General features: G+C 47.2%; 26 protein-coding genes. 10 read left to right on the forward strand and 16 right to left on the reverse strand.

The features are described from left to right. The first annotated feature begins 24 nt into the window (after positions 1 to 24). Positions 25 to 3,408 (forward strand): hypothetical protein, encoded by a 3,384-nt coding sequence (locus MYF79_RS02170; protein ID WP_247812348.1) that lies wholly within the window; start codon positions 25 to 27, stop codon positions 3,406 to 3,408. 54 nt (positions 3,409 to 3,462) lie between these two features. Here the strand turns inward: MYF79_RS02170 and MYF79_RS02175 are convergent, their stop codons facing one another. The 5 genes from MYF79_RS02175 to MYF79_RS02195 form a co-directional block, all read right to left on the reverse strand. Further along, positions 3,463 to 3,828, reverse strand: a complete 366-nt coding sequence (locus MYF79_RS02175; RefSeq protein WP_247812349.1) for a diacylglycerol kinase family protein — start codon at positions 3,826 to 3,828, stop codon at positions 3,463 to 3,465. 20 nt (positions 3,829 to 3,848) lie between these two features. Further along, entirely contained in the window at positions 3,849 to 5,216 is a 1,368-nt protein-coding gene (gene creD, locus MYF79_RS02180) for a cell envelope integrity protein CreD (RefSeq protein ID WP_247812350.1), read from the reverse strand. Positions 5,217 to 5,267: 51 nt separating this feature from the next. Further along, positions 5,268 to 5,507, reverse strand: a complete 240-nt coding sequence (locus MYF79_RS02185; RefSeq protein WP_247812351.1) for a winged helix-turn-helix domain-containing protein — start codon at positions 5,505 to 5,507, stop codon at positions 5,268 to 5,270. Positions 5,508 to 5,613: 106 nt separating this feature from the next. Further along, a complete protein-coding gene (locus tag MYF79_RS02190; RefSeq protein ID WP_247812352.1) occupies positions 5,614 to 6,255 on the reverse strand; it encodes a hypothetical protein in 642 nt (213 codons plus the stop codon). A 253-nt stretch (positions 6,256 to 6,508) separates the two neighbouring features. After that, positions 6,509 to 7,705 (reverse strand): aspartate aminotransferase family protein, encoded by a 1,197-nt coding sequence (locus MYF79_RS02195; protein ID WP_247812353.1) that lies wholly within the window; start codon positions 7,703 to 7,705, stop codon positions 6,509 to 6,511. 109 nt (positions 7,706 to 7,814) lie between these two features. Here MYF79_RS02195 and MYF79_RS02200 point away from each other — a divergent pair, with 109 nt between their 5' ends. Further along, positions 7,815 to 8,345 (forward strand): gamma carbonic anhydrase family protein, encoded by a 531-nt coding sequence (locus MYF79_RS02200; protein ID WP_247812354.1) that lies wholly within the window; start codon positions 7,815 to 7,817, stop codon positions 8,343 to 8,345. A 211-nt stretch (positions 8,346 to 8,556) separates the two neighbouring features. After that, entirely contained in the window at positions 8,557 to 8,709 is a 153-nt protein-coding gene (locus tag MYF79_RS02205) for a hypothetical protein (RefSeq protein WP_247812355.1), read from the forward strand. 37 nt (positions 8,710 to 8,746) lie between these two features. On the opposite strand, the gene rsgA is transcribed toward MYF79_RS02205, so the two are convergent. From rsgA to MYF79_RS02230, 5 genes are all read right to left on the reverse strand, one after another. Beyond that, on the reverse strand, positions 8,747 to 9,682 hold the full coding sequence (gene rsgA, locus MYF79_RS02210) for a ribosome small subunit-dependent GTPase A (protein WP_247812356.1): 936 nt from the start codon (positions 9,680 to 9,682) through the stop codon (positions 8,747 to 8,749). Positions 9,683 to 10,290: 608 nt separating this feature from the next. Further along, the gene (locus MYF79_RS02215; RefSeq protein ID WP_247812357.1) at positions 10,291 to 11,301 is read right to left on the reverse strand and encodes a vWA domain-containing protein; all 1,011 of its coding nucleotides are present in this window, start codon (positions 11,299 to 11,301) and stop codon (positions 10,291 to 10,293) included. 34 nt (positions 11,302 to 11,335) lie between these two features. Beyond that, the gene (locus MYF79_RS02220; RefSeq protein WP_247812358.1) at positions 11,336 to 12,325 is read right to left on the reverse strand and encodes a hypothetical protein; all 990 of its coding nucleotides are present in this window, start codon (positions 12,323 to 12,325) and stop codon (positions 11,336 to 11,338) included. Positions 12,326 to 12,351: 26 nt separating this feature from the next. After that, positions 12,352 to 13,215 carry a DUF58 domain-containing protein gene (locus MYF79_RS02225; RefSeq protein WP_199654019.1) on the reverse strand — a complete coding sequence of 288 codons (864 nt, stop codon included), beginning with the start codon at positions 13,213 to 13,215 and terminating at the stop codon, positions 12,352 to 12,354. Positions 13,216 to 13,266: 51 nt separating this feature from the next. Next, complete coding sequence (locus MYF79_RS02230) at positions 13,267 to 14,265, reverse strand: AAA family ATPase (RefSeq protein ID WP_247812359.1); 999 nt, start codon at positions 14,263 to 14,265, stop codon at positions 13,267 to 13,269. A 312-nt stretch (positions 14,266 to 14,577) separates the two neighbouring features. Between MYF79_RS02230 and MYF79_RS02235 the strand changes: the two genes are divergently transcribed. The 5 genes from MYF79_RS02235 (at position 14,578) to MYF79_RS02255 (ending at position 17,102) form a co-directional block, all read left to right on the forward strand. Next, positions 14,578 to 14,919, forward strand: coding sequence for a hypothetical protein (locus tag MYF79_RS02235; protein ID WP_247812360.1), 342 nt, complete (start codon positions 14,578 to 14,580; stop codon positions 14,917 to 14,919). Between the two features lie 36 nt (positions 14,920 to 14,955). Continuing rightward, positions 14,956 to 15,483 carry a GNAT family N-acetyltransferase gene (locus MYF79_RS02240; RefSeq protein WP_247812361.1) on the forward strand — a complete coding sequence of 176 codons (528 nt, stop codon included), beginning with the start codon at positions 14,956 to 14,958 and terminating at the stop codon, positions 15,481 to 15,483. A gap of 9 nt (positions 15,484 to 15,492) precedes the next feature. After that, entirely contained in the window at positions 15,493 to 16,152 is a 660-nt protein-coding gene (locus tag MYF79_RS02245; protein ID WP_247812362.1) for a peptidylprolyl isomerase, read from the forward strand. Between the two features lie 56 nt (positions 16,153 to 16,208). After that, positions 16,209 to 16,589, forward strand: a complete 381-nt coding sequence (gcvH, locus tag MYF79_RS02250) for a glycine cleavage system protein GcvH (protein WP_199654024.1) — start codon at positions 16,209 to 16,211, stop codon at positions 16,587 to 16,589. A gap of 132 nt (positions 16,590 to 16,721) precedes the next feature. Next, positions 16,722 to 17,102, forward strand: a complete 381-nt coding sequence (locus MYF79_RS02255) for a VanZ family protein (RefSeq protein ID WP_247812363.1) — start codon at positions 16,722 to 16,724, stop codon at positions 17,100 to 17,102. A gap of 1 nt (position 17,103) precedes the next feature. Here MYF79_RS02255 and MYF79_RS02260 read toward each other — a convergent pair whose 3' ends face one another. The 3 genes from MYF79_RS02260 to prfA all read right to left on the reverse strand — a co-directional run bounded on the left by MYF79_RS02260 (position 17,104) and on the right by prfA (position 19,990). Next, a complete protein-coding gene (locus tag MYF79_RS02260) occupies positions 17,104 to 18,024 on the reverse strand; it encodes a cation diffusion facilitator family transporter (RefSeq protein WP_247812364.1) in 921 nt (306 codons plus the stop codon). Positions 18,025 to 18,103: 79 nt separating this feature from the next. Then, a complete protein-coding gene (locus MYF79_RS02265) occupies positions 18,104 to 18,784 on the reverse strand; it encodes an OmpA family protein (protein WP_247812365.1) in 681 nt (226 codons plus the stop codon). Between the two features lie 141 nt (positions 18,785 to 18,925). Then, positions 18,926 to 19,990, reverse strand: coding sequence for a peptide chain release factor 1 (gene prfA, locus MYF79_RS02270; RefSeq protein WP_247812366.1), 1,065 nt, complete (start codon positions 19,988 to 19,990; stop codon positions 18,926 to 18,928). Between the two features lie 82 nt (positions 19,991 to 20,072). On the opposite strand from prfA, the gene MYF79_RS02275 reads away from it, so the two are divergent. Then, positions 20,073 to 21,227 carry an amidohydrolase family protein gene (locus tag MYF79_RS02275; RefSeq protein WP_247812367.1) on the forward strand — a complete coding sequence of 385 codons (1,155 nt, stop codon included), beginning with the start codon at positions 20,073 to 20,075 and terminating at the stop codon, positions 21,225 to 21,227. Positions 21,228 to 21,258: 31 nt separating this feature from the next. Beyond that, positions 21,259 to 22,350: a mechanosensitive ion channel family protein gene (locus MYF79_RS02280; protein WP_247812368.1), complete on the forward strand. Its 1,092-nt coding sequence runs from the start codon at positions 21,259 to 21,261 to the stop codon at positions 22,348 to 22,350. Positions 22,351 to 22,406: 56 nt separating this feature from the next. On the opposite strand, the gene MYF79_RS02285 is transcribed toward MYF79_RS02280, so the two are convergent. Genes MYF79_RS02285 through MYF79_RS02295 form a run of 3 tightly spaced genes read right to left on the reverse strand, consistent with a single transcriptional unit; the run spans position 22,407 to position 24,570 of the window. Next, a complete protein-coding gene (locus MYF79_RS02285) occupies positions 22,407 to 22,925 on the reverse strand; it encodes a thioredoxin family protein (RefSeq protein WP_199654034.1) in 519 nt (172 codons plus the stop codon). Positions 22,926 to 22,934: 9 nt separating this feature from the next. Continuing rightward, positions 22,935 to 23,546 carry a MerR family transcriptional regulator gene (locus tag MYF79_RS02290; protein WP_247812369.1) on the reverse strand — a complete coding sequence of 204 codons (612 nt, stop codon included), beginning with the start codon at positions 23,544 to 23,546 and terminating at the stop codon, positions 22,935 to 22,937. 52 nt (positions 23,547 to 23,598) lie between these two features. Then, the gene (locus MYF79_RS02295) at positions 23,599 to 24,570 is read right to left on the reverse strand and encodes a M23 family metallopeptidase (RefSeq protein WP_247812370.1); all 972 of its coding nucleotides are present in this window, start codon (positions 24,568 to 24,570) and stop codon (positions 23,599 to 23,601) included. Positions 24,571 to 24,584 lie beyond the last annotated feature (14 nt).

Genomic DNA, 24,584 nt, shown 5'->3' on the forward strand with positions numbered 1-24,584 from the left:
CGCAATATTATCAATACTTTCTGTATGAACCGACTTACTACCAGGTTATTAATTACCGGTACCCTATTACTTGGCTCGTATCTATCCCAGGCACAGACCAATACCGTGGAATTTGGACAGAACCGCATACAGCATAAGAATTTTAAATGGCGTTACTATCAAACCCGTCATTTTAATACTTACTTCAGCCAGAACGGTCTGGAATTAGGGAAATACGTAGCACAGGTAGCAGAAAGGGAATTACCACAGCTGGAGCAATTCATGGAATTTACCTTCCGTCAGCGGGTAAACATTGTCGTGTACAACAGCTTCGGGGAAATGAAGCAATCCAATATAGGCATTGGCGTTGACTGGCAGAACACCGGAGGTATCACCAAGCTGGTGGGTAATAAACTGATCGTGTACTTTGATGGCGACCACGAGCACCTGTATAAACAGATCCGTGAAGGTATCGCCCGTGTTATGCTGGAAAACCTGTTATTCGGAGAAGATATCGGGGAGTTTGCCGGCAACGCGGTACTCATCGATTTCCCAAAATGGTTCACCGACGGATTTATAGCCTATGCTGCTGAAAACTGGAACACCCAGCTGGATGATGAACTGAAAGACGCTATCCAGTCAGGCAGGTATAAGGACTTTTATCAGCTGGCCTACGAAAAGCCCACGCTGGCCGGCCATGCCTTCTGGTATTATGTAGAAAGTAAATATGGCAAGGACGCCGTGCCTTACCTGATGTATATCTCACGCATCAACCGCGGACTGAAAAAAGGATTTGAACAGGTACTGAGCCAGAAACCTAAAAATGCACTGAAAGACTTCATGGTCTTCAATGCCAAACGTTACCAGGACGATAACCGCCGCCGCCGCCAGACTACCCGTGGCGCCCGCACCGTAGCTTCCAGGGAACTGAAAAAGTCTGACTTCTATCGCTTCCAGGCCAATCCGAAGAGCAATTACTATGCAGTGGTGGAATTTTCCAAAGGATTGTACAAGGTACAGGTGCAGCTGGCCGATATGAAGCCGAAGGTATTGCTGCGTGCCGGGGTAAGAATGCAGGCCAGCCAGCTGGATCCCAACTACCCCTTACTGGCATGGAACCAGAAAGGTAACCGCCTGGCCATCATCTACGAACACGAGGGTGTGACGAAACTCATGGTATATGACCTAGTGACCAGAACTACTACCCGACAAGACCTTCCACGCTTCGACAGGGTGATCGATATGAAGTACTTCTTCGAATATGATAACTCCCTGCTGCTTTCCGCTGTGAAGAACGGTCATACAGATATCTACACCTACAGCATTACCAAGCAGACTGCAGAACAGATCACCAACGATGTATACGATGATCTGGATCCTTCCTTCGTTGCCTTCCCTGGTAAGAGCGGGATCATTTATTCCTCCAACAGGCCGTCTCCAACCGCTAAAAGCGGCGATACCGTCCTGCCGGCAGGTCATTACAACATCTTCCTGATCGACAACTGGAACAAGAGCGCTGACAAACAGATCTCCCAGCTGACCGACATGAAGTATGGTAACGCACGTTCGCCACTGCAATACAATAACACACACTTTACCTTTGTATCTGACATCAACGGTATCCGTAACCGTTATGCGGGTTTCTTTAAGACAGAAAGAACAGGCGTAGACTCCCTCTTCTTTATTGGATCAGAGATATTGCATAACCCTGACAGGGCGGACCTCGATTCAGCGCTGGCAGAATATGGCAGCAATGAGCCCGATTCCGTAATGGCAGTATCGCTTACCAAAGACTCTACTTATACCTTCCCAATGTCGAACTACTCTTATGGTATCAAAGAATCCAGGGGAGCAGGCGACCAGAGTGAAGTATCGCAGGTGATCCAGCAATATGGCTTCAAGAACCTGCAGAAGCTGAAGATCGATACGGTAACATTGCGCAAAAGGAATGTAAATAGCCGTCCGACTACCTTCAGAGCCCGCCAGATGCATGAAGACAGCCTCCGCCTGGGCCTGCCTACCTACCATGAAAAGACGAAGGTCGACACCGCAAAACATGACGATTTCTTCCAGAGTGAGTTTGGCAAGGAAGAACAGGATTCCAGTGTGGCAGCAGAAACACAGCTGTTACAGATCCCGCTGATGGAGCCTGTACTGAAGAAGGCCAAGCTGCTTCCTTATAAACTGAAATTCGCATCAGACTACCTGATACTCCAGATAGATAACTCTATACTGATCAACAGGTATCAGCCCTTCACCGGTCCTCCTTCAGGTCCTATCAGGCTTGTTGACCCTGTGAACGGTTTAATCCGCATAGGTGTAAGCGATCTGTTTGAAGATATTAAGATCAATGGTGGTTTCAGATTCCCTTCCAGCCTGGATGGTACTGAATACTTCATCTCTGCTTCCTATCTCAAAAAACGCTTTGACTATAAATTTACTTACTACCGCAGAGTAGATAAATATAGCGGCATCGGCTTTGACACATCGGGCAACCCGCTGGATTACCCGGCTAAGATGAAGACCAACCTCTTCCAGTTCGAGGTACGTTATCCATTTGATCAGGCCAGAAGCATCCGTTTGCAGGCGGGCTTCCGTAATGACAGATTCGTCATAGCCGGTTCTGATGAGACCACACTGAAGCTGAAGAATTATGCCGACAACTATGCATTGTTACGCCTGGAATATGTGTATGACAATACCATTAACCCGGCCATCAACATCTGGCATGGTACACGCTACAAGATCTATGGCGATATGAACGCACAGATCAACGGCGACCTGAATGACGTTTTCGATCAGGGGGCGTCTACAGGTAAGGGCAAGTTCACTTATAATATGGGTATAGATGTGAGACATTATGAATCCATCTTCCGCAACTTTATATGGGCCACCCGCTTCTCTGCCGACTTATCCTGGGGGACCCGTAAGTTGCTGTACTACCTGGGTGGTACCGACAACTGGCTGAATCCTAAGATCAATACCAATACACCAGTGAACATGAATGCAAACTATGCATACCAAACACTGGCTACTCCATTACGTGGTTATAAACAAAATGCGCGTAACGGTAACAATGTAATGGTGTTTAATACGGAATTACGCCTGCCTGTATTTGCCACCTTTATGAACAGGCCGATCAATTCAGCCATTGTACGTAATTTCCAGGTGACCAGCTTTGTGGACATCGGTACTGCATGGAATGAGAAACTAAGCTTTAAAGATGCCAACTACACTTATTACAACAATGGTAGCGGCGTGATCGTGAAAGTGAAAGAAGGTTTCCTCGGACCATTTGTTGGTGGTTATGGCTTCGGCGCCCGTACAACAATTGCCGGTTACTTCCTGAGAGTAGATGCTGGCTGGCCGATGGTTGCATTCTTCCGTGGTAAACCGATCTGGTACTTTGGAATGGGAGTTGATTTCTAAGAAAGATAAGTTTCAATATACAAAGGGTCTCGCTTTATGCGAGACCCTTTTCTTTTAGCACAGTATAGGGATAAAAATGACAGCGCCTGTGATAGCTGCCACGAGGGCCGAAACAAGTACTGCCCCTGCTGCAACGTCTTTGATCCATTTTACTCTTGGGTGGTATTCAGGCGACAGATGGTCCATGATCTTTTCAACAACAGTGTTCAACATCTCTGTGATCCATACCATGCCTGTTACTATCAGGATAGAGATCCATTGATTGGCAGACAAGCCGCAATAGACACCAGCCGCCGCCACCAACATCGTTGCTACCGCATGAATACGTGCATGTGGTTCACTGCGGAGAAATGCGATGATCCCCTGAAAGGCATATTTAAAACTTCTTGCACGCTGCAGCAGATAGCGACCGGTTTGCATGAGTATAGCTGTTTATATTTTTATAATTCTCCCCACTTGATCCTCCGGCTAAAGTACATCACAATAGCCAGTATTATAAACAGTCCCAGGCTACCCATGAGCAAAGCCTGATCTTCAGAACGGATAATGACATAAATAAATCCATAGAGCAGGCTTAATACGCCGCCGACAGCTATAGCCATACGGTTGCTTCGCAATACGCTGGCCGTATACACCGCTACCAGGAAGATGGTCAGTATGGCTGCTATCAGGTAGGCAATGCTAAAATTCAATTGTTCTGCGAGGGCGATCAGCAGGGTATAGAATACACACAATGCCGCGCCGACTAATATATATTGTAATGGATGAACGGAGGTATGCTGTAGCAATTCAATGAAGTAGAATACCAGGAATGTAAGGCCGATGATCAGGATAGCGTATTTAACAGCACGGGTGGATTGCTGGTAGGTATCCACCGGCAGGAATAATTTCACACCGAAATCGGCGGAGTGCAGATTGGCGTTGGCGCCAACCCAGCTTTGGGGAAAGTTACGATTCAGGTTTGATACCTGCCAGGAAGCGGTGAAGCCCTTTGCGTGTACGTTATGGGTATTAGGCAGGAAGGCGCCGTCGAAACTGGGGCTTTTCCAGTTGGAGTTCAGATTAATGGTTGTTGTCTTCCCCACAGGAGAGAAGAACAGCTGTCCGGAACCCTTCAGATCCAGGTTGACAGCAAAGTTGCCGGCAACAATGCCGGAATCTGACATGGTGAGTGGTACTTTCACCTGCATGCCATTCTCGAACAGATTAGTAGCAGGAATACCGGGATTAAAATAGAAGTTCTGCCCATTCCAGCTTACACCTGCCTGGTTGGTGATGCCTCGCATATCATTGATACCAACTGCCAGATAGGCATCCTTCAGCAATACAGTTGCCGGATCAACATTTAACCCGTTCAGGTCCAGTCCTGAAAATGCGCCGCTGATCTGTAAATGGGAGCTGTATACGGCCACTTCATAGATACCGCGCCGGCGTATTTCGGGCAGCAGCTCACCATTTACCGCCAGTTTATCCGGCAGGAATACAGCGATAGATGTTACGCCTGGTTTGCTGTAGTAAGGTATTACAAGTACAGGCCCTGTAATGGTCTGGGCATCCCCCCATTTCCCGCTGACCTCCCCCTTGGCTTCATACTGCCGTTGTTCCCTTTCAGAAATCAGTCCCATGATCATGGCAGTGGGAATCAGCAGGAATATCACAAGTATCCCGATAAGGAATGCTTTGACACCATAGGCGTAACGTTCGAAGAAGGAAGGCCGTGCCTTACCATCCTGTGAGAGGTTGTCCGTTGCGGGAGAAGGCTGGCCGGGAGGCAGGGGATTGGTTTCGTTGATGTTAGTTGTTTGCATATAATTATATTTAAAAGCACTTTGAACTTCAAAGTATAAGGGCAAAAAAATTTACTCCATGGAGCGGATCATATTTTCGAGAGCGGCCAGGTGGCCTTTAAAGGCTTTTTCGCCAGCTTTCGTAATAGAATAGGTGGTATTGGTTTTACGTCCTATAAAACCTTTATGCACTTTGAGGTAACCATTTTCTTCCAGGGTACTGAGGTGGGATGCCAGATTACCATCTGTCAGTTCCAGCATCTGCTTCAGGTCATTAAAGCTGACTTCCTCATTCACCATGAGGATACTCATTACCCCAAGCCGTATACGACTGTCAAAAATCTTATTTAAGTTACCTATGGGATTGTTCACGAGTACGTCTTTATTATTTCAACTTAGTTCCGATCTGCACCGGTTTTCACTCTACTGCTGCCTGCCGCTCATATTTCCACCACATAATGATGCCATACAATATATGCAATACACCAAAACCGATGGCCCAAAAATAAAGTCCTCTGCGCAAAAAGAAAACATTTAATATGCCAAGTCCTATTTCAGCAATACCCAGGTAACGGATATCAGAAAATGTATACTTGCTGGCATTCAACAATGCCATACCGTAAAATATAAGACAGGACGGCGCTACCAGCACATCCAGCCTGTTGTATATCAGACCGGCAATAAAAGCGCCTCCCGCCAGCATCGGGATCAATGCATTGAACAACACCTTGCGGGAAGTAGCATCCCAGATGGGAACATTGTTCTTTCTCGCCCTTCTCCAGGTGAAGTAGGTACCTCCGCACAGCGCCAGCGCCATTACGCCAAAACCCAGTATTATCAGTTGCAGCCGCAGCATGGAAAAGTCCGCATCATCATAATGTCCCCTTACTTCCCAGCGATCATAATAAGACCGGAACAGGGTATAAGCGGTTACGGCGCCTGCCAGGGCAGATACGCCGGCAAAAACGCCGCTTAATCCACTGAGGGAAAGAAAACGGGTGCTCCGTTCCATCATGCGCCTGATATCACTTAATGTTTCCAGGTGTTGCTGATCTGTCATACTTAAAGTACTTTGTACATCAAAGTTACATATTTCAACGAGAAGACAAAATATATTTTTTTGTTATAACTGGTTTTTAACAAAAAGAGATGGGGAGCCCAGCGTATCACTGTCAATTATTAATAGGGTGCTGTAAGGTATCATTAGCAGGGATTACTACAACACGTTCAATACAAGGGCCATTGCGGGTAAAAGAAGTCCTATTATAACAGAATAGCCTGCGCGTAGCCGCGCAGGTCGTTTAATATCTTCTTCAGGCGGAAATTCCTGTTACGTCATTCACAACATCAATGATGATCTTACATGCCTGCCGGATCTCTTCTTCACTAATGATCAAAGGTGGTGCAATACGCAGACATTCGGGGGCAAAAAGGAACCAATCGGTCAACAGGCCTCTTTCAATACACATGTCTATGACCTTTTTATTCATCGCAAAGCTCTCAAATTCCACCGCCATCATCAGTCCGAGGGAGCGGACCTCCTTAATGGCGGGATGCTGCAGGTATTGATGAAATAACTGCCCTTTGGCCTTCACGGCGTCTACCAGGTTATCTTCGAGCAGTACCCTGAAACCAGCCATGCCTGCTGCACAGATCACCGGATGCCCGCCGAAGGTGGTCATATGTCCCAGCACGGGTCTGTTGGTCAGGCTCCACATGATTTCCTTGTCGGCAATGAAAGCGCCCATTGGCATTCCGCCGCCCAGCGCTTTTCCCAGCAACAGGATATCGGGCACTATGCCCGCCTGCTCAAAGGCCCATAATGTGCCATTCCGTCCCAGGCCGCATTGTATCTCATCCAGTACCATCAGGGTACCGGTGGCAGTGCATTTCTCCCGGATGGCCTGCAGCCATTCTTTCTGCGGCACACGTACACCCGCTTCCGCCTGAACAGATTCAAGTATGATGCAGGCGGTACGCTCGGTGATCTGGTTCACCGCCTCCCATGTATTGTAAGTAAGATGCTGTATATCAGGCAATAATGGTCTGTAAGCATTCCGCCAGGTCTCATCTCCCATAATGCTCATCGCGCCCTGGGTAGAACCATGGTAACTTTTCTCAAAAGCGATGATCTCCGTTCTGCCGGTATAACGCTTAGCCAGTTTCATGGCGCCTTCCACCGCTTCCGCTCCTGAATTGGTGAAATAAACACTATTCAGGGAGGCCGGCAGGTGTTGTGTTAACAAAGTAGCAAAGGCCACCTGTGGCGACTGGATCAGTTCTCCATATACCAGCAGATGCATGTATTGCTCCGCCTGTTCCTTAATAGCATTCACTACGGCCGGATGTGAGTGCCCCACATTACATACGCTGATGCCGGCAATCAGGTCCATGATCTTTTTGCCTTCGGCATCCCACATGTACATACCGGACGCCTTCACTATTTCGAGTGCCAGCGGCGCATCTGACAGCTGGGCCACATGACGTAAAAAGAGTTGTCTGTTATTCATTCTGCCGCAAAAATACATTAAAGAATCAGTCGGCCGCCGATAAGATACACCTGTGCTGCCTACAGCAGACCTATACGAATTTCTTTACTTTTGCGTTAAAACTTACTATATGCCTGTCATCTTACCGGTTAAAGGAATACTGCCTACAATAGGAAACGACTGTTTTATTGCTCCCAATGCTACGATTGTAGGAGATGTGGTAATGGGAGACCAGTGCAGCGTTTGGTTCAATGCAGTGATCCGCGGAGATGTGAACAGCATCAGGATGGGCAATAAGGTAAATGTGCAGGATGGCGCCGTAATACACTGCACTTATGAAAAAACAAAGGCTATTATCGGCAACAACGTCTCTATCGGGCATAACGCTATTGTGCATGGCTGCACAGTTGAAGATAATGTATTAATAGGCATGGGCGCTATTGTGATGGATAATGCACACATTGGCAGTAATACCATCATTGCCGCCGGTGCAGTAGTGCTGGAAGGCACCCAGGTAGAAGCCGGCTCCATCTATGCCGGCGTACCCGCCAAGAAGGTGAAAGACATCAGTCAATCCCTGATCAGTGGCGAAATAGACCGCATTGCCAACAACTATCTCATGTACTCCGGCTGGTTTAAGGACGCGCCGGAAAGTAAATGACATATTTTAATTATCTTGCATCTAATAATAACCTTGCCCTATGAAAAAACTATTACTACTAATGGTGGTGTGCGGCGTGCTTGCTGTAAGCTGTAAAGTTGAACGCACCGGTTGCCCCAGCAACAACTACTATTCTACCAAAAATGTAAAGCAAAATAAGTCTTCATCCAGACAGATGAATGGCAGAGTATTTTAATTAATACCGTACCCTATGAAAAGACTTCTACTCTTTTTACTGGTGATATCGCTCACCGGATTGTCCGCCTGCCGTACCAGGAAAACAGGTTGCCCTACTCCCCGCAAAAACTGGGGTGCTGAAAAATTGCTGGACGAGATGAGCGCTCCCAAAAAGAAAAAACGTTGATATTATTACAGGGCGGTTGCCTTTACCGGTATAGCGATCAATACTGCTCTTCCTGTATCGACTCCAGGATAGTAGCATAGCTCACATACCTGTTCACATCGATATCCCCGGCATCTACCGCCGCTTTTACGGCACATCCGGGCTCGTTGATATGCAGGCAGTTATTGAACTGGCACTGGGTTAAATATGGCAGCATTTCGAGGAAATAATGCGATAATTCAGTTTTGGTGATATCTACAATTCCAAATTCACGCACACCCGGCGTATCAATCAGCTTACCACCCGCAGGCAGGTCGTACATCTCTGCGTAAGTAGTGGTATGCAATCCTTTTCCGCTCCATCCGCTTACGGCTTTGGTACGCAGGTCAAGGCCGGGCAACAAACGGTTGATCAGGGACGACTTACCCACGCCGGAATGACCAGACATCAGGGTGGTCTTATCTTTCATCTCAGCTACTAACTCATCTATCCCTTGTCCTTTCTCTGCGGACACCAGCAGTACTTTATACCCTATATCCTCATACAGAGCCTGTAATTCGGCAAACTTGTCCAGGTCTTTTTCCTTGTAGATATCCCGCTTGTTGAACACCAGCACCACCGGAATATGGTAGGCCGCCGCGGTGACCAGGAAACGGTCCATAAACCCATTGGAAGTACGTGGTTCCTTTACAGTACAGATCAGCATCGCCTGATCCAGGTTGGCAGCCACAATATGCTTCTGGTTCTTTTTATGCGGTGAGCTGCGCACTATATAATTCCTGCGGTCCACTATTTCAGTGATCATCGCATTATTGGCATTGGCGTCTCCGTCCTCGCGTACAATTTCGACAATATCGCCCACTGCAATAGGGTTGGTAGAGGTAATATCCTCATCTATTTTCATTACGCCTTTAATGCGGGCCTGAAATACTTCTCCCGTAGTTGCTTTAGCCGTATACCAGCTTCCTGTGGATTTATAAATAGTCGCTTGCAAATTCTCGATTTAGTTATTTAGGCTGTAAAGTTAGGGGGTTTTTCGGATCAGTTGACAACTTACGGGGAAGTCATGTGAATCCGTCCCTCAGCCACTGCCTGTTTATTGTGCAGTATGACAAGCATGGAATCATATATGAGGTCATTCGCGGCAATAGGAGCCATGTGTTTATAGCACAGCGTGATAATCACGGAATCATAATGGGATCATTCGCAATAGGCTCCGGCAGGAGCCTCGTGTTTGTAGCACAGCATGACAATCACGGAATCATAATGGGATCATTCGCGGCGATAGGCTCCGGCAGGAGCCTCGTGTTTGTAGCACAGCATGACAATCACAAAATCACATATCGGTATCATTCGCGGCAATCGGCTCCGGTAGGAGCCTCGTGTTTGTAGCGCGGGGTGACAACCCCGGGTCGGGGTGACAACCCCGAATTGGGTGACAACCCCGAATTGGGTGACAACCCCGAATTGGGCGACAACCCCGGGTCGGGGTCCCCCCGCTGGGTGATCCCGGGTTTTCCATTCGAATCATAAATGGGGAACAGATAAAAAACGAAGCCCCGGGAATAGAAATCCCGGGGCCTCGTTCGTTATGCAATTATTTTACGGCAGGCTTCTGAAAGCGGTATATCTCAGCACCACTTCCAGCAGCATACATGCCAGCGCAACCATAGCCAGCGGGAAGAAGTGCTCTGCGAAACGTTTGTAGGAAGTGATCTCTACTTTCGTTTTCTCCAGTTTATCGATCTCACCATAAATATTTTCCAGTTCCTTATTGTTTGTTGCCCTGAAGTATTTACCTCCGGTCTCTGCAGAGATCTTTTTCATCAGCGGCTCATCCAGCTGTACATCCTGCATCTGCATCTGTATGGAACCGTCGGGCATCGTCATCGGGAAAGGCGCTTTTCCTACAGTACCCACGCCGATCGTATACACGCGGATCTTGAATGCCTTGCTGATCTCCAGCGCGGTGAGCGGATCTATCAGGCCGGTATTGTTAACACCATCTGTCAGCAGGATGATCACTTTACTTTTAGCTTTGCTGGTGCGTAAGCGGTCTACAGAGGTAGCCAGGCCCATACCGATGGCGGTACCATCCTGCAGCATACCACTTTTCACCAGTGCTATCTGGTTTTTCAGCACACCATGATCTGTTGTGATAGGACATTGCGTAAAGCTTTCTCCGGAGAAGATCACCAGGCCTATACGGTCGCTGATACGGCTGTCCACAAAGTTCATCGCTACTTTCTTCGCAGCCTCCAGCCTGTCCGGCTGCAAGTCCTGCGCCAGCATACTACCTGATATATCGATCGCCATCACAATATCTATTCCCTCACTGTCAATACTTTCAGAGGTATTGCTGGTTTGCGGTCTGGCCAGGGCCACTACTAAAGCGGTAAAAGCCAGGAGGCGCAGTACCAGTAATACGGGACGCATTGTCACCTTCCATGACACCGGCAATCCTTTCAATCCCTGCAGGGAAGACATTTCCATGGCTGCCTGCCGCCTTTGCTGCCGGGCGATGTACCAGTAGATCATTACCGGTATCAGCGCCAGTAGCCCGAAGAAGGCGGGATGGGCAAATTCAATACTTTTCCAGATCGAAAAATCCATTTATTAATAATAATTTCTCTTTTGAAGGAGCGACCTACTTAGCAGGCTGCTTTATTTCTTCTTTCCCGGCTTCTGCCACTGCTGCCTTTTCTGCTGCAGGCTTCGTCCATTCCACTATTTCCTGTGCATGCTGCATAGCGCCTTCATGCTCTTCCGGAGACGGCGTCATTTTTGCAAACTTTGCCAGGTCTGCCAGGCTTAACAGGCCGCGTAATTTATCACGCTGCTGGTTCAGGATGGTGACAGGCTTGATATGTTGCAATAACTCTTCCGATGTTTGCTCCAGCGCAGGAATATTAAACTGCTGCTCAAAATAGGTACGCAGAATATCTGTAAGCCGGGTATAATATTGTTTGATATCGCCCTGCTGCCATACTTTTTCCGATTTCAGCTGCTGCAATTGCTGTAAGGCTATTTCGTAAGGTGGCACCACAACGGCTACAGGTACAGGAGCTGCCTTTTTCGGCCTGCTGCGGAAGTAAACGAACAATCCCACACCTACCAGCGCTACTGTAATGCCGATAGCAAAGTACAGCCAGTAGTCCCAGAAGCTCCAACCTACGGTACGCACACCTTTGATAGGTTTAAAAGCTTTTGTGGTATCTACGTCAACAGTATTTACGTCGATGCTCAGAGGCCCGGTGAAGGCGGAATCTGTAATACTACCACCGCTTACCAGGTCAAAACGCAGCGCGGGAATATCCCAGCGGCCCGAGTCAAAACTGGTCAGCACAATGGTCTGTCCCAATAGCTTTGTGTTTCCCTGTGCAGTTGTATCGAGGGGGGAACGGCGTACTACTTCAAAATGTCCGAAGGAATCCGGGATCTGGGGGAACACTACATTCATACCCTGCGGAGGCATGCTGGCAGACAGGTGTAACTTTACCTGCTCCCCGAGACGGATCCTGTCAGTATCAGCCTGCGCTTTTACGTCCACCTGCTGGGCAGATGCAATAAAAGGCGCCAGGAAGCATCCTAACAGGAAGAAAAAAATAAGGCGTTTAACTATAATCGGTTTAACCATGTTAGTACTTGCTCAGCTTTAAACTATCACCTGTTTACGAAAAAGGATTGTAAGGCTTTTACATAATCTTCATCCGTACGTATGCTGATAAGCTCCGCACCACTTTTCTTGAAAGAGTTACGGCAATATTGCACATGCTGATGGAACTGCTGGGTATAATACTGCTGCACTTTCTTGTCAGAAGAATCTACCCACTGGCGGTCGCCCGTTTCCAGGTCATTCATCTGGATCAGACCTACAGACGGCAATTCCTTATCGCGCTGATCGTAAATGTGCAGACCTATCATATCATGCCGTTTGGATGCAATGTTCAGTGCATCCTGGTAACTTCCGGTCAGGAAGTCGCTCATCAGGAACACAATGCTCCTTTTCTTGGCAGCGTTGTTGAAGAAACGAAGTGTTTCCTTGATATTGGTGCCTTTGCGTTTAGGCTCAAAAGAGATCAGCTCGCGGATGATGAACAGGATATGCGATTTACCTTTCTTGGGTGGAATGTATTTTTCCACGCCATCGCTGAAGAAGATCACCCCTACTTTATCGTTGTTGTTGATAGCGGAAAACGCCAGTACGGCACACAATTCAGTGATCATGTTCCGTTTGTTCTGCTTGGCCGTACCAAAGATGGAACTTTCACTCACATCCACCAGTAACATTACGGTGAGCTCACGTTCCTCTTCGAAGACCTTCACAAAGGGGTGATTGAACCGCGCAGTCACGTTCCAGTCGATGGACCGGATATCATCTCCGAACTGGTATTCCCTTACTTCACTGAAAGACATACCACGACCTTTGAAGGCACTATGATATTCCCCTGAGAATATATGATTAGAGAGGCCCCTGGTCTTTATTTCCAGTCGCCTTACCCTTTTTAGTATTTCTGCAGTATCCACCGGTAATGATTAAAATGAATAATAATTCGCATTGCTGTTACACAGCACCTATCAAGGTACTTCCACTGCATTCAGGATCTCGCTGAGGATGTTCTCGCTGGTTACATTTTCAGCTTCCGCTTCGTAGGTGAGGCCTACACGGTGACGCATTACGTCAAAACAGATGCTGCGCACGTCTTCAGGGATCACATAACCTCTGCGTTTGGTGAAGGCATAGGCTTTGGCAGCCATTGCGAGACTGATACTGGCCCTTGGTGAGCCACCATAGGCGATCAGTGGTTTCAGTTTCTGCAGTTTGTAGTCTTCCGGATTACGGGTAGCAAAAACGATATCGATAATGTAGCGTTCGATCTTTTCGTCCATGTATACTTCACGCACCAGCTTACGCGCTGCAATGATATCTGAAGGCTGTACTACCGGGTTGATGGTAGCGGTAGCGGTAGGATTCAGGTTCTGACGGATGATGTGACGCTCTTCCTCTTTCGTAGGATAACCGATGGTCACTTTCAGCATAAAACGGTCTACCTGCGCTTCCGGCAGCATGTAGGTACCTTCCTGCTCGATCGGGTTCTGGGTAGCCAGTACCAGGAACGGATCATCGAGTTTGAAGGTGTTGTCGCCGATAGTGATCTGTCGTTCCTGCATCGCTTCCAGCAGGGCACTCTGCACTTTTGCCGGGGCACGGTTGATCTCATCCGCCAGGATAAAGTTGGCGAAGATAGGACCACGGCGTACCACAAACTCATTCTTTTGCTGGTTATATATCATCGTACCTACCACGTCGGCCGGTAAAAGGTCCGGCGTAAACTGGATACGGCTGAATTTCGCATTAATAGCAGATGACAGGGATTTAATGGACAATGTTTTTGCCAGACCGGGCACCCCTTCCAGCAGTACGTGACCACCTGCCAGCAGGCCGATAAGCAACCTTTCTACCATGTAACGCTGACCAACGATCACCTTACCCAGTTCCAGGTTCAACAGGTCCACAAATGCACTGGCCTGATGGATCTTTTCGTTCAATTGACGGATATCCGATGTATTCTCCATGCTTATATAGTATTTACAAGTTTGCTAAAGTAAACATTCCGGCTGTAAAACCTTGCGGCCAGCGCAGGATTTGCCCGTTAAAATGCTGTTAATAATAACATTATAAATGACAAATTACGAATTACGTTCATGATTATCAGGGAACTGCGGTTTTTCAGGTTTTCCTTATATCAGAAAATGGTCATTCATAAGTCTCACTAACTCATCCGTCCAAATTAATAAAGCCTGAGCATATTTATATCATCTTTTTTTATAACGTACATTTGCAAACGTAACTTCTCCATACGGAGCTCATAATTAAATATTTAGAAGATGCAGGACGAATTTGCGCAGCAATGGAAACGGGTGGAGGAAATGCTGACTGAACGTTTCGGAAAGACGCCGAACATGGAAGCGATCCTCTTTTTGATAGGAATCCAGGAACTGGGCCATATAAAAAAGAAATTCACGAAAGAGCAGAAACAGGACCTCATGCATGTGGCCACCTGTACACTGCTCAGCCAGAGTGGCTATTTTGAACTGGAAGGATATGACAAGGATGGATGGCCTCATTTTAAAGAAGCCCAACCCATTCCTAAAATGAATATGATAGAGCAGGAACGATTCCTGCAGGAACATATCATTGCATACTTTGACGATCTTGAGGGGCGCTGACGGCGCTTCTCTTTTATTCCCGATCAACTCATAAAAATGACCTTAGACCATATCACCCGCGTTAGTCCCGACCAGCTGGATACACTGGTACAACTGGAACAGCAGACCTTTACGGAAACATTTAAAAGTTTTTATACCCCGGAAGATCTTGCAGCGTTTTTACATGACAAAAAAAGCAGGGACGCCCTCAGCGCTGAAATGGCGGCCCCCGGCGCCCTCTTCTTTATACTGTGGCAGGAAAATACGCCAGCCGGCTTCCTGAAATTAAACCTGCATAAACAACCGGACAGTGATGGCCCATTGCCTGCACCTGTCATGGAAATAGAAAAAATATATGTGCTGCAGCAGTTCCAGGGCTTACGGCTGGGCAAACAGCTCATTGAATACAGTTGCCGGATCGCTGCTGAAAATGGGATCCATACAATCTGGCTCGGCGTTTGGGAACATAATCTGAAGGCTATCCGTTTCTATCAGCAGCAGGGATTCGAGAAGTTTGGAATACATCACTTCTATATCGGAAACCAGACTGATACTGACTGGCTCATGAAAAAACATCTACAATAAACCACCTGCATGAAAAGACAGTTACTCCTATTGCTATTGTTGCTTTCATTTGGTACTGCCATGGCTAAGAACCGCAAAGTAAAAGTTATCACGCCCTATGGCACCATGATCATCAGATTGTACGATCAGACCCCACTGCACCGGGACAACTTCATTAAACTGGTGAAGGGCCATTTCTACGACAGCACACTGTTTCACCGTGTCATCAACACCTTCATGATACAAGGTGGCGACCCAGAGTCGAAACATGCCCAGGCAGGTGCTATGCTGGGCAACGGAGACGTGCCATATACCATTCCTGCAGAATTCGAACTGGACCTCTATCACATAAAAGGCGCACTGGCAGCCGCGCGCGATAACAATCCGACGAAAGCCAGCTCCGGTTGCCAGTTCTACATCGTACAGGGGAAGAAGTGGACCGATGAACAATTGGATCAGCTGGAGAAGACACGCCTGGGTGGCCGGAAGATACCGGTAGACCAAAGGGAACGTTACAAGAGGATTGGCGGCACACCGCAGCTGGACCAGAGTTATACAGTATTCGGACAGGTAATAAAAGGGCTGGATGTGATCGATAAGATCGCAACACAAAAAACCGATGCTAACGATCGTCCTTTAGCAGATGTACCTATGAAAATAAGATTGATACATAAATTCCTTTTCTTTTAGTATCACTGTTCTCAATTGGAATTTTCTTAATTTTACCGCTTAAAATCAAACTTGCCATGAATTTTCCATCAAACCTGCGTTACACCAAAGACCACGAATGGGTGCTCCTGGAAGGTAATACAGCGACCGTTGGTATTACTGAATTTGCACAGCGCGAATTAGGTGATATCGTTTTTGTAGATATCAATACTGTCGGTAAAAGCCTCGGTGCGGAAGAAGTATTCGGTACCGTAGAAGCTGTAAAAACTGTATCTGACCTGTTCCTGCCTGTAGCAGGTACAATCAATGAGATCAATCCGGAACTGGATGCTTCCCCGGAACTAGTGAACCAGGAGCCTTATGGCCAGGGTTGGATGATCAAAATGACCGTTAACAATCCTGCTGATGTAGCAGGCCTGCTGGATGCAGCTGCATACCAGGCACTGGTTGGCGAATAATCTGCCTACTCCTTCACGATATTTTAATAAAAGGTTAAAAAGGGTATAACCCTGTAAAGTTTAAGGTTATAAGGTTGTCAACAACTTTATAACCTTATAACTTTACGGACTAAACTAATACAGATGCCAGCAATGAGAATTATACGATATTATCTGCCAGCCATCATCTGGATCTTACTGGTACTGTATGTGTGTACGATACCGGGTGAGAAGATTCCGTCTTCTCCCTTCTTTGAAAAGATCCATATGGATAAGATCGTACATTTCGGACTATTCGGGGGAACGGTGTTTCTCCTGTGCCTGGGCGTGTATCTGCAAAAGCGGGTGCTCACCAAATTCACGCTGACCATCATTGCCCTTTCAGCATCCTTTTATGGTCTCGCTATTGAATATATCCAGAAATACATCGCTATTCACCGCAGCTTTGACATGAGTGATGTAGCTGCAGATACGGTGGGTGCTATTGCCGGCATCATCGCATTCAATCTTGTCAGGAAATGGTGGCTGAAATAAGCTAGTGTTCTGCTTTTTCAGGCTGAATAATAATAAAATGGATCAGCGGATAAGCGTCCCTGATCATCTTCCTGATACGGGTTATAGCCTCGTTAATATCTTCCGTTTCCAGCTCATCCCTGAAGGTAACCATCAATAGCAACATCACTTCTTCGGGCGACTGATAAGTAGAGAATAAGTGCTGTACTTTCACAATGACCGGGTCTTTCTCCACTAAACTCCTGATGTGCTTTTGTGTAGCCGGTGCTATTCCTTCCCCCATCAACAGGCTGTGACTTTCGCGTGCAAGCAGTACCGATACGATACTGAGGATAACGCCTACAATCAGCGAAGCCACACCGTCCAGGTGGGGATTGTTATAATGATGCCCCAGGTATACCATGATCGCAACTACTATCAATCCAGCCACGGCAGCACTGTCTTCAAACAATACTATAAAACTTGCCGGATCTTTGCTGCGGTGAATAGCCGTCCACCAGGACAACTCTCCGCGCACTTTGTCAAATTCCCTGATAGCCACTATCAGCGACGTTCCCTCAAACAATAACGAGCAGGCCAGTACAATATAGTTCCATGTAGGATCTTCCAGTACAGGCGGATTCTTGATATGGATAACGCCCTGGTAAAAAGAGATACAGGCCCCCACACCAAAGATCAGGATAGACACTATGAATGACCAGAAGTATACCTCCTTTCCATATCCGAACGGTCTCCGTTCATCGGGCGAACGTTTACTGCGCCTGATGCCGAACAGCAACAGGAACTGGTTGGTAGTATCCACCACAGAATGGACACCCTCAGAGATCATGGCGGAACTGTTGGTTACTGCGCCAGAAATAAACTTGATAACAGCAATCAGCAGATTGGCTGCCAATGCAGTGTAGATTGTTTTATTATTAGCCGCCATATACTGTGAGGCCATCAAAATCGTGCCAATGGGGCATAAAAAAAGTGCCCCCGCTTCCGCGGAGGCACCGTATGATAATTATATCAGTTTAATATTACTGCTGGCCAGATTCTTTCTTCGCATCAGATTTCATCTTGTCATTCGCGAAGATGGAGAATTCCACACGACGGTTCTTAGCCTTGTTCTCGTCTGTAGTATTTGGCACTTTAGGCTGAGTTGCACCGTACCAGTAAGTCTGTACACGGTTTCCTGCTACACCCTGTGCTTTCAGGAAGTTACCTACTGCTACCGCACGTCTTTCAGACAACTTCATGTTGTAATCGTAAGTACCGGTAGTATCTGTGTGTCCTTCCACACGTACGTAAGTGTCAGGATATTTATTCAGAATGGTGGCCAGTTCCTTAATGTTGGTTTGTGCCTGCGCAGTCAGATCTGATTTATCAAATCCGAACAGTACACCGGAAGCAAATGTTACATTGATACCTTCACCTACACGCTCAACAGTTGCATTTGGTACCTGGTTCTTGATTTCCTGTGCCTGTTTATCCATCTTCTTACCGATCAATACACCAGCACCGCCACCTACAGCAGCACCAATGATAGCACCTAAGGCAGTATTACCTGCAGCCTTACCGATAATAGCACCGGTTGCAGCACCGCCACCAACGCCAATTACAGCGCCTTTTTTGGTGTTATCCATGCCTTGCCAGGTTTTACAGCCAAACAACATCGATGCGGACAGCACAATAGCTACAATAGGATTTATTCTTTTCATCTTAAATTAATTTAAACGTTCTTTTAATTTGCTAGTTGTTATTATGCGTTATTCTATAGACAAATATGCTGCCAGATTTTCAAAGTGGCAGCATACCAGGTAACTAAATATTATTATGGGCGCAAATGTAACGTTTAATTATCAACCGCCAACTTTCAGCTTCTCCGCATTTTCAGCAAACTGCAGTGCCTGTACCATTTCCTGGATATCGCCATTCATGAAAGCGTCCAGGTTGTAGATGGTCATACCAATACGATGATCGGTGACACGGCCCTGAGGGTAATTGTAGGTCCTGATCTTGGCTGAGCGGTCGCCGGTAGACACAAGGCTTTTACGCTGTGAGGCAATCGCTTCCTCATGTTTCCGCACAGCCGCTTCATAGATACGGCTACGCAACATCTTCATGGCAATATCCCTGTTGGAGTGCTGGCTACGTCCTTCCTGGCATTCCACTACCACACCGGTAGGAATGTGCGTCAGGCGCACAGCAGATTCCGTCTTGTTTACGTGCTGACCACCCGCACCAGAGGAACGGAAGGTATCCATTTTAATATCAGCCTCCCTGATATCAACGTCCACTTCTTCCGCTTCGGGCAGAATAGCCACGGTAGCGGCAGAAGTATGCACACGGCCCTGTGTTTCAGTGGCCGGCACACGCTGTACGCGGTGTACGCCTGATTCAAATTTTAATGTGCCATATACATCATCGCCCGTCACTTCCACTACCACCTCTTTATACCCCCCTGCAGCGCCTGGGGTCTCACTCATAATGGTAGTGCTCCATCCTTTCGTTTCACAATAACGCAGGTACATACGCAGCAGGTCTCCGGCAAAGAGGCTGGCCTCATCGCCACCGGTACCGCCACGGATCTCGAGCATCGCGTTCTTTTCGTCCTGCGGATCTTTAGGGATCAGCAGGTTACGGATCGTATCTTCCAGTTCCAGCTTCTGGTTCTGGAGAGATTCGGTTTCTTCCTTTGCCAGTTCCCTCATTTCCTCATCACCGCTTTCCAGTACTTCTTTATTAAAAGCGATGCTGTCAAGCAGTTTCAGGTAGGCATCGTGCGCCTTTACGATCTTTTCAAGCTGACGGTATTCCTTACTCAGCTTACTGAATTGTTTATTATCGCTAACTATCTCAGGGTTAGTCAACGCCAGCGATACCTGCTCAAAACGGCCCTTTATCGCATCAAGTTTATCTATCATAATTATCTTTGTTGGGAGGATATGAATAATCTCCGGACGATTCAGCTCCTCTGACTGGGCGCAAAATTAATATAATTACTACATGTCTCAACAGCTGAAATTTAAGGGTACGGCATTATTTAACGGGCGGCAGCTATTGCCCGGCAGTATGGTATTGGTAACGTCGGACAAAGGGGTGGTCCTGGATATTGTCCACGAAAGCGTGGCCGGCAGCGATGTACAGCAACTGAACGGCCTGCTGAGCCCCGGTTTTGTGAATACGCACTGTCACCTGGAATTGTCTCATATGAGCGGAGTGGTACCCGAAGGGACGGGGCTCCCGGCATTTCTGACAAGTGTCATGGAAAAAAGAGCCCAACAGGACACCCTCGCCCAGGAAACCGCCATGCAAGCGGCGGCCACAGCGATGTGGGAGGGTGGGACCAGCGCTGTGGGCGACATCTGCAATGGAACAGCCTCCCTGGCGTTCAAAAAGGATTCCCCCATGTACTACCACTCATTCATAGAATGCATGGGCTTTGTTCCCGGCTTTGCACAGCAGCGCTATGAGTATAGCCTGGATGTGCTCAGGCAGTTCAGGGATATTAACGGGCCGCAACATTCCTGTTCTATTGTGCCCCATGCTCCCTACTCTGTGAGTGAAGCGCTTTTTTCACTTTTATCGGGCACTCCTCACAATACGCCTGTCAGCATCCATAACCAGGAATGTGAAGCAGAGAATAGCCTGTACCAGGATAAGACGGGCGCCTTCCTGGACTTTTACCGGCATTTTAATATGGACGCTTCGGCCTTTACGGCTACCGGCACAAACAGTTTGCCGGCATGGCTACCCTGGTTCAGGCATCTGCCGGTATTGCTGGTACACAATACTTATACTACCGGACAGGATATTGCATTCACAAGAGAACAGGCGCCACAGGCCTATTGGTGCCTCTGCCCGCAGGCAAACCTGTATATAGAGAACCGTATGCCCGATATTGAGCTGCTTCGCAGCCAGGGCTGCACCATTACCCTGGGCACAGACAGCCTGGCTTCCAATCACCAGTTGTCCATCTGGCAGGAAATTCAGACCATACGTAAGTACTACTCAAATATTGCACTGGAAGAAATGTTACAATGGGCAACGCTGAATGGCGCGAAAGCACTGGGCATTGACGATAAATATGGCAGTTTCGAAAAGGGCAGGCAACCCGGCATAACATTAATAGATGAGAAAGAAAGCCACAGGATTCTCTAATTTCGCGACCAGAAGAATGCAAATGTAAACTATGAACAATTTTTTAGACCAGGTTATACTTGGCAACCCTATCCAAAACTATTTTATACTGGCAATTCTATTGCTGTTTGTTTCCATGATCAAGCGTTACCTCTCAAGATGGCTGGCTACCCAGTTATATAAAGAGGTACGGCGTTGGGCGCCCGACATTGATCAGCATGAATTTTCACACCTGCTGCTGGTGCCACTGGAGTACTTCCTGCTGCTGGTCACCTTCATGCTCACGGTAGATCACTTCAACTTCCCGCCGGAACTGGATGTACCTGTATATAATGGTTATACATTGAAGCTGCTGCTCCATACCATCATGGAGTTAGCCCTTACCGTATCCATTATATGGATCGTACTGCGTGTCATCGATTTCATATCGCTTATGATCAGCAAAAGCGCGGACCTCTCACACGATATCACCGACAACCAGTTTATCGTATTCTTCCGCGACTTCTTCAAAGCGATCGTGTTCATCTTTGGCGCCATTGCGTTTATACGTATCCTCTTCGGTGCAGTACTGGTGAACAAGATCATTGCAGGTCTCGGTATCGGTGCTGCGGCCCTTGCACTCGCTGCCAAGGAGAGCATTGAAAACCTGATCTGTTCTTTCATTATCTTCTTTGATAAGCCATTCCGTGTAGGCGATTCTGTAAGAGTGGATGCTTTCCAGGGCAATGTTGAAAAGATCGGCCTGCGCAGCACCCGCATCCGTACACAGGAAAAAACATATGTGACCGTACCTAACAAAAAGATGGTGGACAGCGTGCTGGATAATCTTTCCCTTCGTACACACCAGCGCGCGGTATTACGACTGGAAGTAGCAGGCGATACCCCGGCTGACAATCTTATAAAGGTACTGCAGGATATTAAACAACTACTGACTGCCAATGAAAAAGTGCAGGATGGTTTTATTGTAAATCTGAATGAGTTCACCAAAGATACCTACGTTATCCAGATCATTTACCTGACACAGGTAATTGAGGGCGTACAATACAATGCCCTCCGTAATGAGATTAACCTGGCGGTCATTGCCAGCCTGGAAAAGAGAGACGTGAAACTATCGAGTACAAAAGTGGAAATACACGAAAAATAAAAAAATCCCGGGCAGATAAGCTGCCCGGGATTTTTGTTTATGCTGAATAAATACACTCAGTCTTTATCTTTCCTGTTTGCTTTCAGCAGGATCTTAGCCATATCGCTCTCGAGCGATTCACCTACTTCTCCGCTTACGCGACCGATCTCTTTTCCTTCACGGAAAAAAATGAAGGTAGGCAGTTGTTTTACCTTATAATCCTGTGGTGCGCCGGTGTTCATTTTTTCATCAGCGCCATAGGTCAGCACCTGTTCTTCAGGGCTGCCACCGAGTATCATGATCTTGTATAATGCAGGCAGTAAGCGGCGGCTCTGATCTTCCCATGTACCTACTACAGCTACCACATTGAATTTACCGCGATTATCCTTGATGTAGTTCAGCATATTGTCATTAGGCTGATATCCGTTCACACCAGTATAGAACCAGGCGAAAGCGCTGTCGTTCATTAAAGTCTTCATCTCTATTTTTCCTTTCAGTGCTTTTTTTCCATTGGATGCACGGCTTGCTGTGGTTTGCGCCCATGTCAGGGTTGACAGTAACAGACCGCCAACCAGTAGTAGTGATTTCAATCGCATAATGTATTTTTATAATTGTTCCTTCAGTTCAGTTAGAAAACCCTTTACCTTTAGCAAAGCTTGTACCATTTCGAAACTGCGGGCCGCCAGTTTGCGATCTTCCTTTAATTTCTGCTTTGCGCCTTCAATGGTGTATTTTCTTTCTCTTAGTAAATGATAGATAAGTTTCAGGTGCTGAATATCCTCCTGGCGGAATAGCCGGTCTCCTTTACGGTTCTTTTTAGGTTGTAAAATATCAAACTCATTTTCCCAGTAACGGATCAATGATGTATTTACACGGAACATCGTTGCCACTTCACTAATTGAGTAGTATTGCTTATCCAGCGGAATAGCATCGAGGGCTTTCATCAGGTCTGGATCATCCGCAACTTCCTTCAATGATTTTCTGCCACGTTTTTTTTGTGGCGGCTGTGTGGCCGTAACAGAGGCGCCTGTGCCGATAAAAGGAACGGGAGGGAGATTGTCAGGCGGCATCTGCACCTGTATCTTCACTGGTATCTCCACCTCCGGCAAGGGTTTGGGAGGAGGTTTCTGAACGGCAACCTGCTCCGGTACCGGTTCAGGTACTGGTGGTTTCGGTTTCGGATCCGGTGCAGAAAAGAGGTCCAGTTGTTGCATCATGGCACCAAATTACAAAATTCTCCACTGTTATTGCAGGTTCAGCTTTAACAAGTTAGTCGAAAGACTGATTGCCGGAGGCAGCAATTTTCAACATACGGTCAAACTCTTCCGGTGAGAGGTCGTTAAAGAAGAAGTATACAGGATCAACTTTTTCTCCGTTTTTCACTACTTCGTAGTGGCAGTGAGGCCCGGTAGATTTACCAGTACTACCTACCCAGCCCAGTACTTCACCACGTTTTACAACAGCGCCGGGTTTTACCTTGATGCGCAGCATGTGACCATATAATGTCTTATAGCCGTAACCGTGATTGATCAGCACGTGATTGCCGTAGCCGACAGCACTGGAGCTCGCATCTTCCACTACACCGTCGCCGGTAGCATAGATGGGCGTGCCTGCAGGCGCGGCAAAATCCAGCCCGGAGTGATATTTTACAGTCTTATAGATGGGGTCAATACGGTAACCAAAACCGGAAGCAATACGTTTCAGATCTTTGTTTGCCACAGGTTGAATGGCCGGAATGGACGCCAGCATTTTCTGTTTATTCTTTACCAGGTCATCGATCTTTTCATAAGATTTTGCCTGGATAGTGATGCGGTGTAACAATTCCTGCAGCAGAACGCCGGTACTGGCAATGATCTCGCTGCTGGAAAATGACTGTAACTGGGTCAGCTCTTCCTCTTTTTCCCTGCTTCCCGCCCGGGTACTGTCAGGAATAGGAGAGGCTTCGAAAATAACACGGTAGATCTCATTATCCCGATGCTCCAGTTCAGCCAGCTTCGACTTCACCTCATTCATACGGTCTTCCATGGCTTCATAGCGCTCATTCATTACCTCTATTTCCCGGCGCAGTCTTTTTTCTTTAGGGGAATCCAGTACACGATAGGATACCGACAGGAATATAAACCCTGTTACGATGGCAGCCGAAACAAACCCCAGTATTCTTAGCAGTTTCACCCGCATGGATACTACGAGCTTTTCATATTTCAGCGTCTGTGTATTGTAAAAGTATTTTACCTTCTTCATGTACCGGCCTTAAG

The sequence above is a fragment of the Chitinophaga filiformis genome (genome assembly GCF_023100805.1).
Classification (GTDB): domain Bacteria; phylum Bacteroidota; class Bacteroidia; order Chitinophagales; family Chitinophagaceae; genus Chitinophaga; species Chitinophaga filiformis_B.

Excerpts from the sequence above, each read along its gene's own strand:
- MYF79_RS02170 (WP_247812348.1), top strand. The coding sequence starts at position 25 with ATGAACCGACTTACTACCAGGTTATTAATTACCGGTACCCTATTACTT.
- MYF79_RS02175 (WP_247812349.1), bottom strand. The coding sequence starts at position 3,828 with ATGCAAACCGGTCGCTATCTGCTGCAGCGTGCAAGAAGTTTTAAATAT.
- creD (WP_247812350.1), bottom strand. The coding sequence starts at position 5,216 with ATGCAAACAACTAACATCAACGAAACCAATCCCCTGCCTCCCGGCCAG.
- MYF79_RS02185 (WP_247812351.1), bottom strand. The coding sequence starts at position 5,507 with ATGAGTATCCTCATGGTGAATGAGGAAGTCAGCTTTAATGACCTGAAG.
- MYF79_RS02190 (WP_247812352.1), bottom strand. The coding sequence starts at position 6,255 with ATGACAGATCAGCAACACCTGGAAACATTAAGTGATATCAGGCGCATG.
- MYF79_RS02195 (WP_247812353.1), bottom strand. The coding sequence starts at position 7,705 with ATGAATAACAGACAACTCTTTTTACGTCATGTGGCCCAGCTGTCAGAT.
- MYF79_RS02200 (WP_247812354.1), top strand. The coding sequence starts at position 7,815 with ATGCCTGTCATCTTACCGGTTAAAGGAATACTGCCTACAATAGGAAAC.
- MYF79_RS02205 (WP_247812355.1), top strand. The coding sequence starts at position 8,557 with ATGAAAAGACTTCTACTCTTTTTACTGGTGATATCGCTCACCGGATTG.
- MYF79_RS02215 (WP_247812357.1), bottom strand. The coding sequence starts at position 11,301 with ATGGATTTTTCGATCTGGAAAAGTATTGAATTTGCCCATCCCGCCTTC.
- MYF79_RS02220 (WP_247812358.1), bottom strand. The coding sequence starts at position 12,325 with ATGGTTAAACCGATTATAGTTAAACGCCTTATTTTTTTCTTCCTGTTA.
- MYF79_RS02230 (WP_247812359.1), bottom strand. The coding sequence starts at position 14,265 with ATGGAGAATACATCGGATATCCGTCAATTGAACGAAAAGATCCATCAG.
- MYF79_RS02235 (WP_247812360.1), top strand. The coding sequence starts at position 14,578 with ATGCAGGACGAATTTGCGCAGCAATGGAAACGGGTGGAGGAAATGCTG.
- MYF79_RS02240 (WP_247812361.1), top strand. The coding sequence starts at position 14,956 with ATGACCTTAGACCATATCACCCGCGTTAGTCCCGACCAGCTGGATACA.
- MYF79_RS02245 (WP_247812362.1), top strand. The coding sequence starts at position 15,493 with ATGAAAAGACAGTTACTCCTATTGCTATTGTTGCTTTCATTTGGTACT.
- gcvH (WP_199654024.1), top strand. The coding sequence starts at position 16,209 with ATGAATTTTCCATCAAACCTGCGTTACACCAAAGACCACGAATGGGTG.
- MYF79_RS02255 (WP_247812363.1), top strand. The coding sequence starts at position 16,722 with ATGAGAATTATACGATATTATCTGCCAGCCATCATCTGGATCTTACTG.
- MYF79_RS02260 (WP_247812364.1), bottom strand. The coding sequence starts at position 18,024 with ATGGCCTCACAGTATATGGCGGCTAATAATAAAACAATCTACACTGCA.
- MYF79_RS02265 (WP_247812365.1), bottom strand. The coding sequence starts at position 18,784 with ATGAAAAGAATAAATCCTATTGTAGCTATTGTGCTGTCCGCATCGATG.
- prfA (WP_247812366.1), bottom strand. The coding sequence starts at position 19,990 with ATGATAGATAAACTTGATGCGATAAAGGGCCGTTTTGAGCAGGTATCG.
- MYF79_RS02275 (WP_247812367.1), top strand. The coding sequence starts at position 20,073 with ATGTCTCAACAGCTGAAATTTAAGGGTACGGCATTATTTAACGGGCGG.
- MYF79_RS02280 (WP_247812368.1), top strand. The coding sequence starts at position 21,259 with ATGAACAATTTTTTAGACCAGGTTATACTTGGCAACCCTATCCAAAAC.
- MYF79_RS02285 (WP_199654034.1), bottom strand. The coding sequence starts at position 22,925 with ATGCGATTGAAATCACTACTACTGGTTGGCGGTCTGTTACTGTCAACC.
- MYF79_RS02290 (WP_247812369.1), bottom strand. The coding sequence starts at position 23,546 with ATGATGCAACAACTGGACCTCTTTTCTGCACCGGATCCGAAACCGAAA.
- MYF79_RS02295 (WP_247812370.1), bottom strand. The coding sequence starts at position 24,570 with ATGAAGAAGGTAAAATACTTTTACAATACACAGACGCTGAAATATGAA.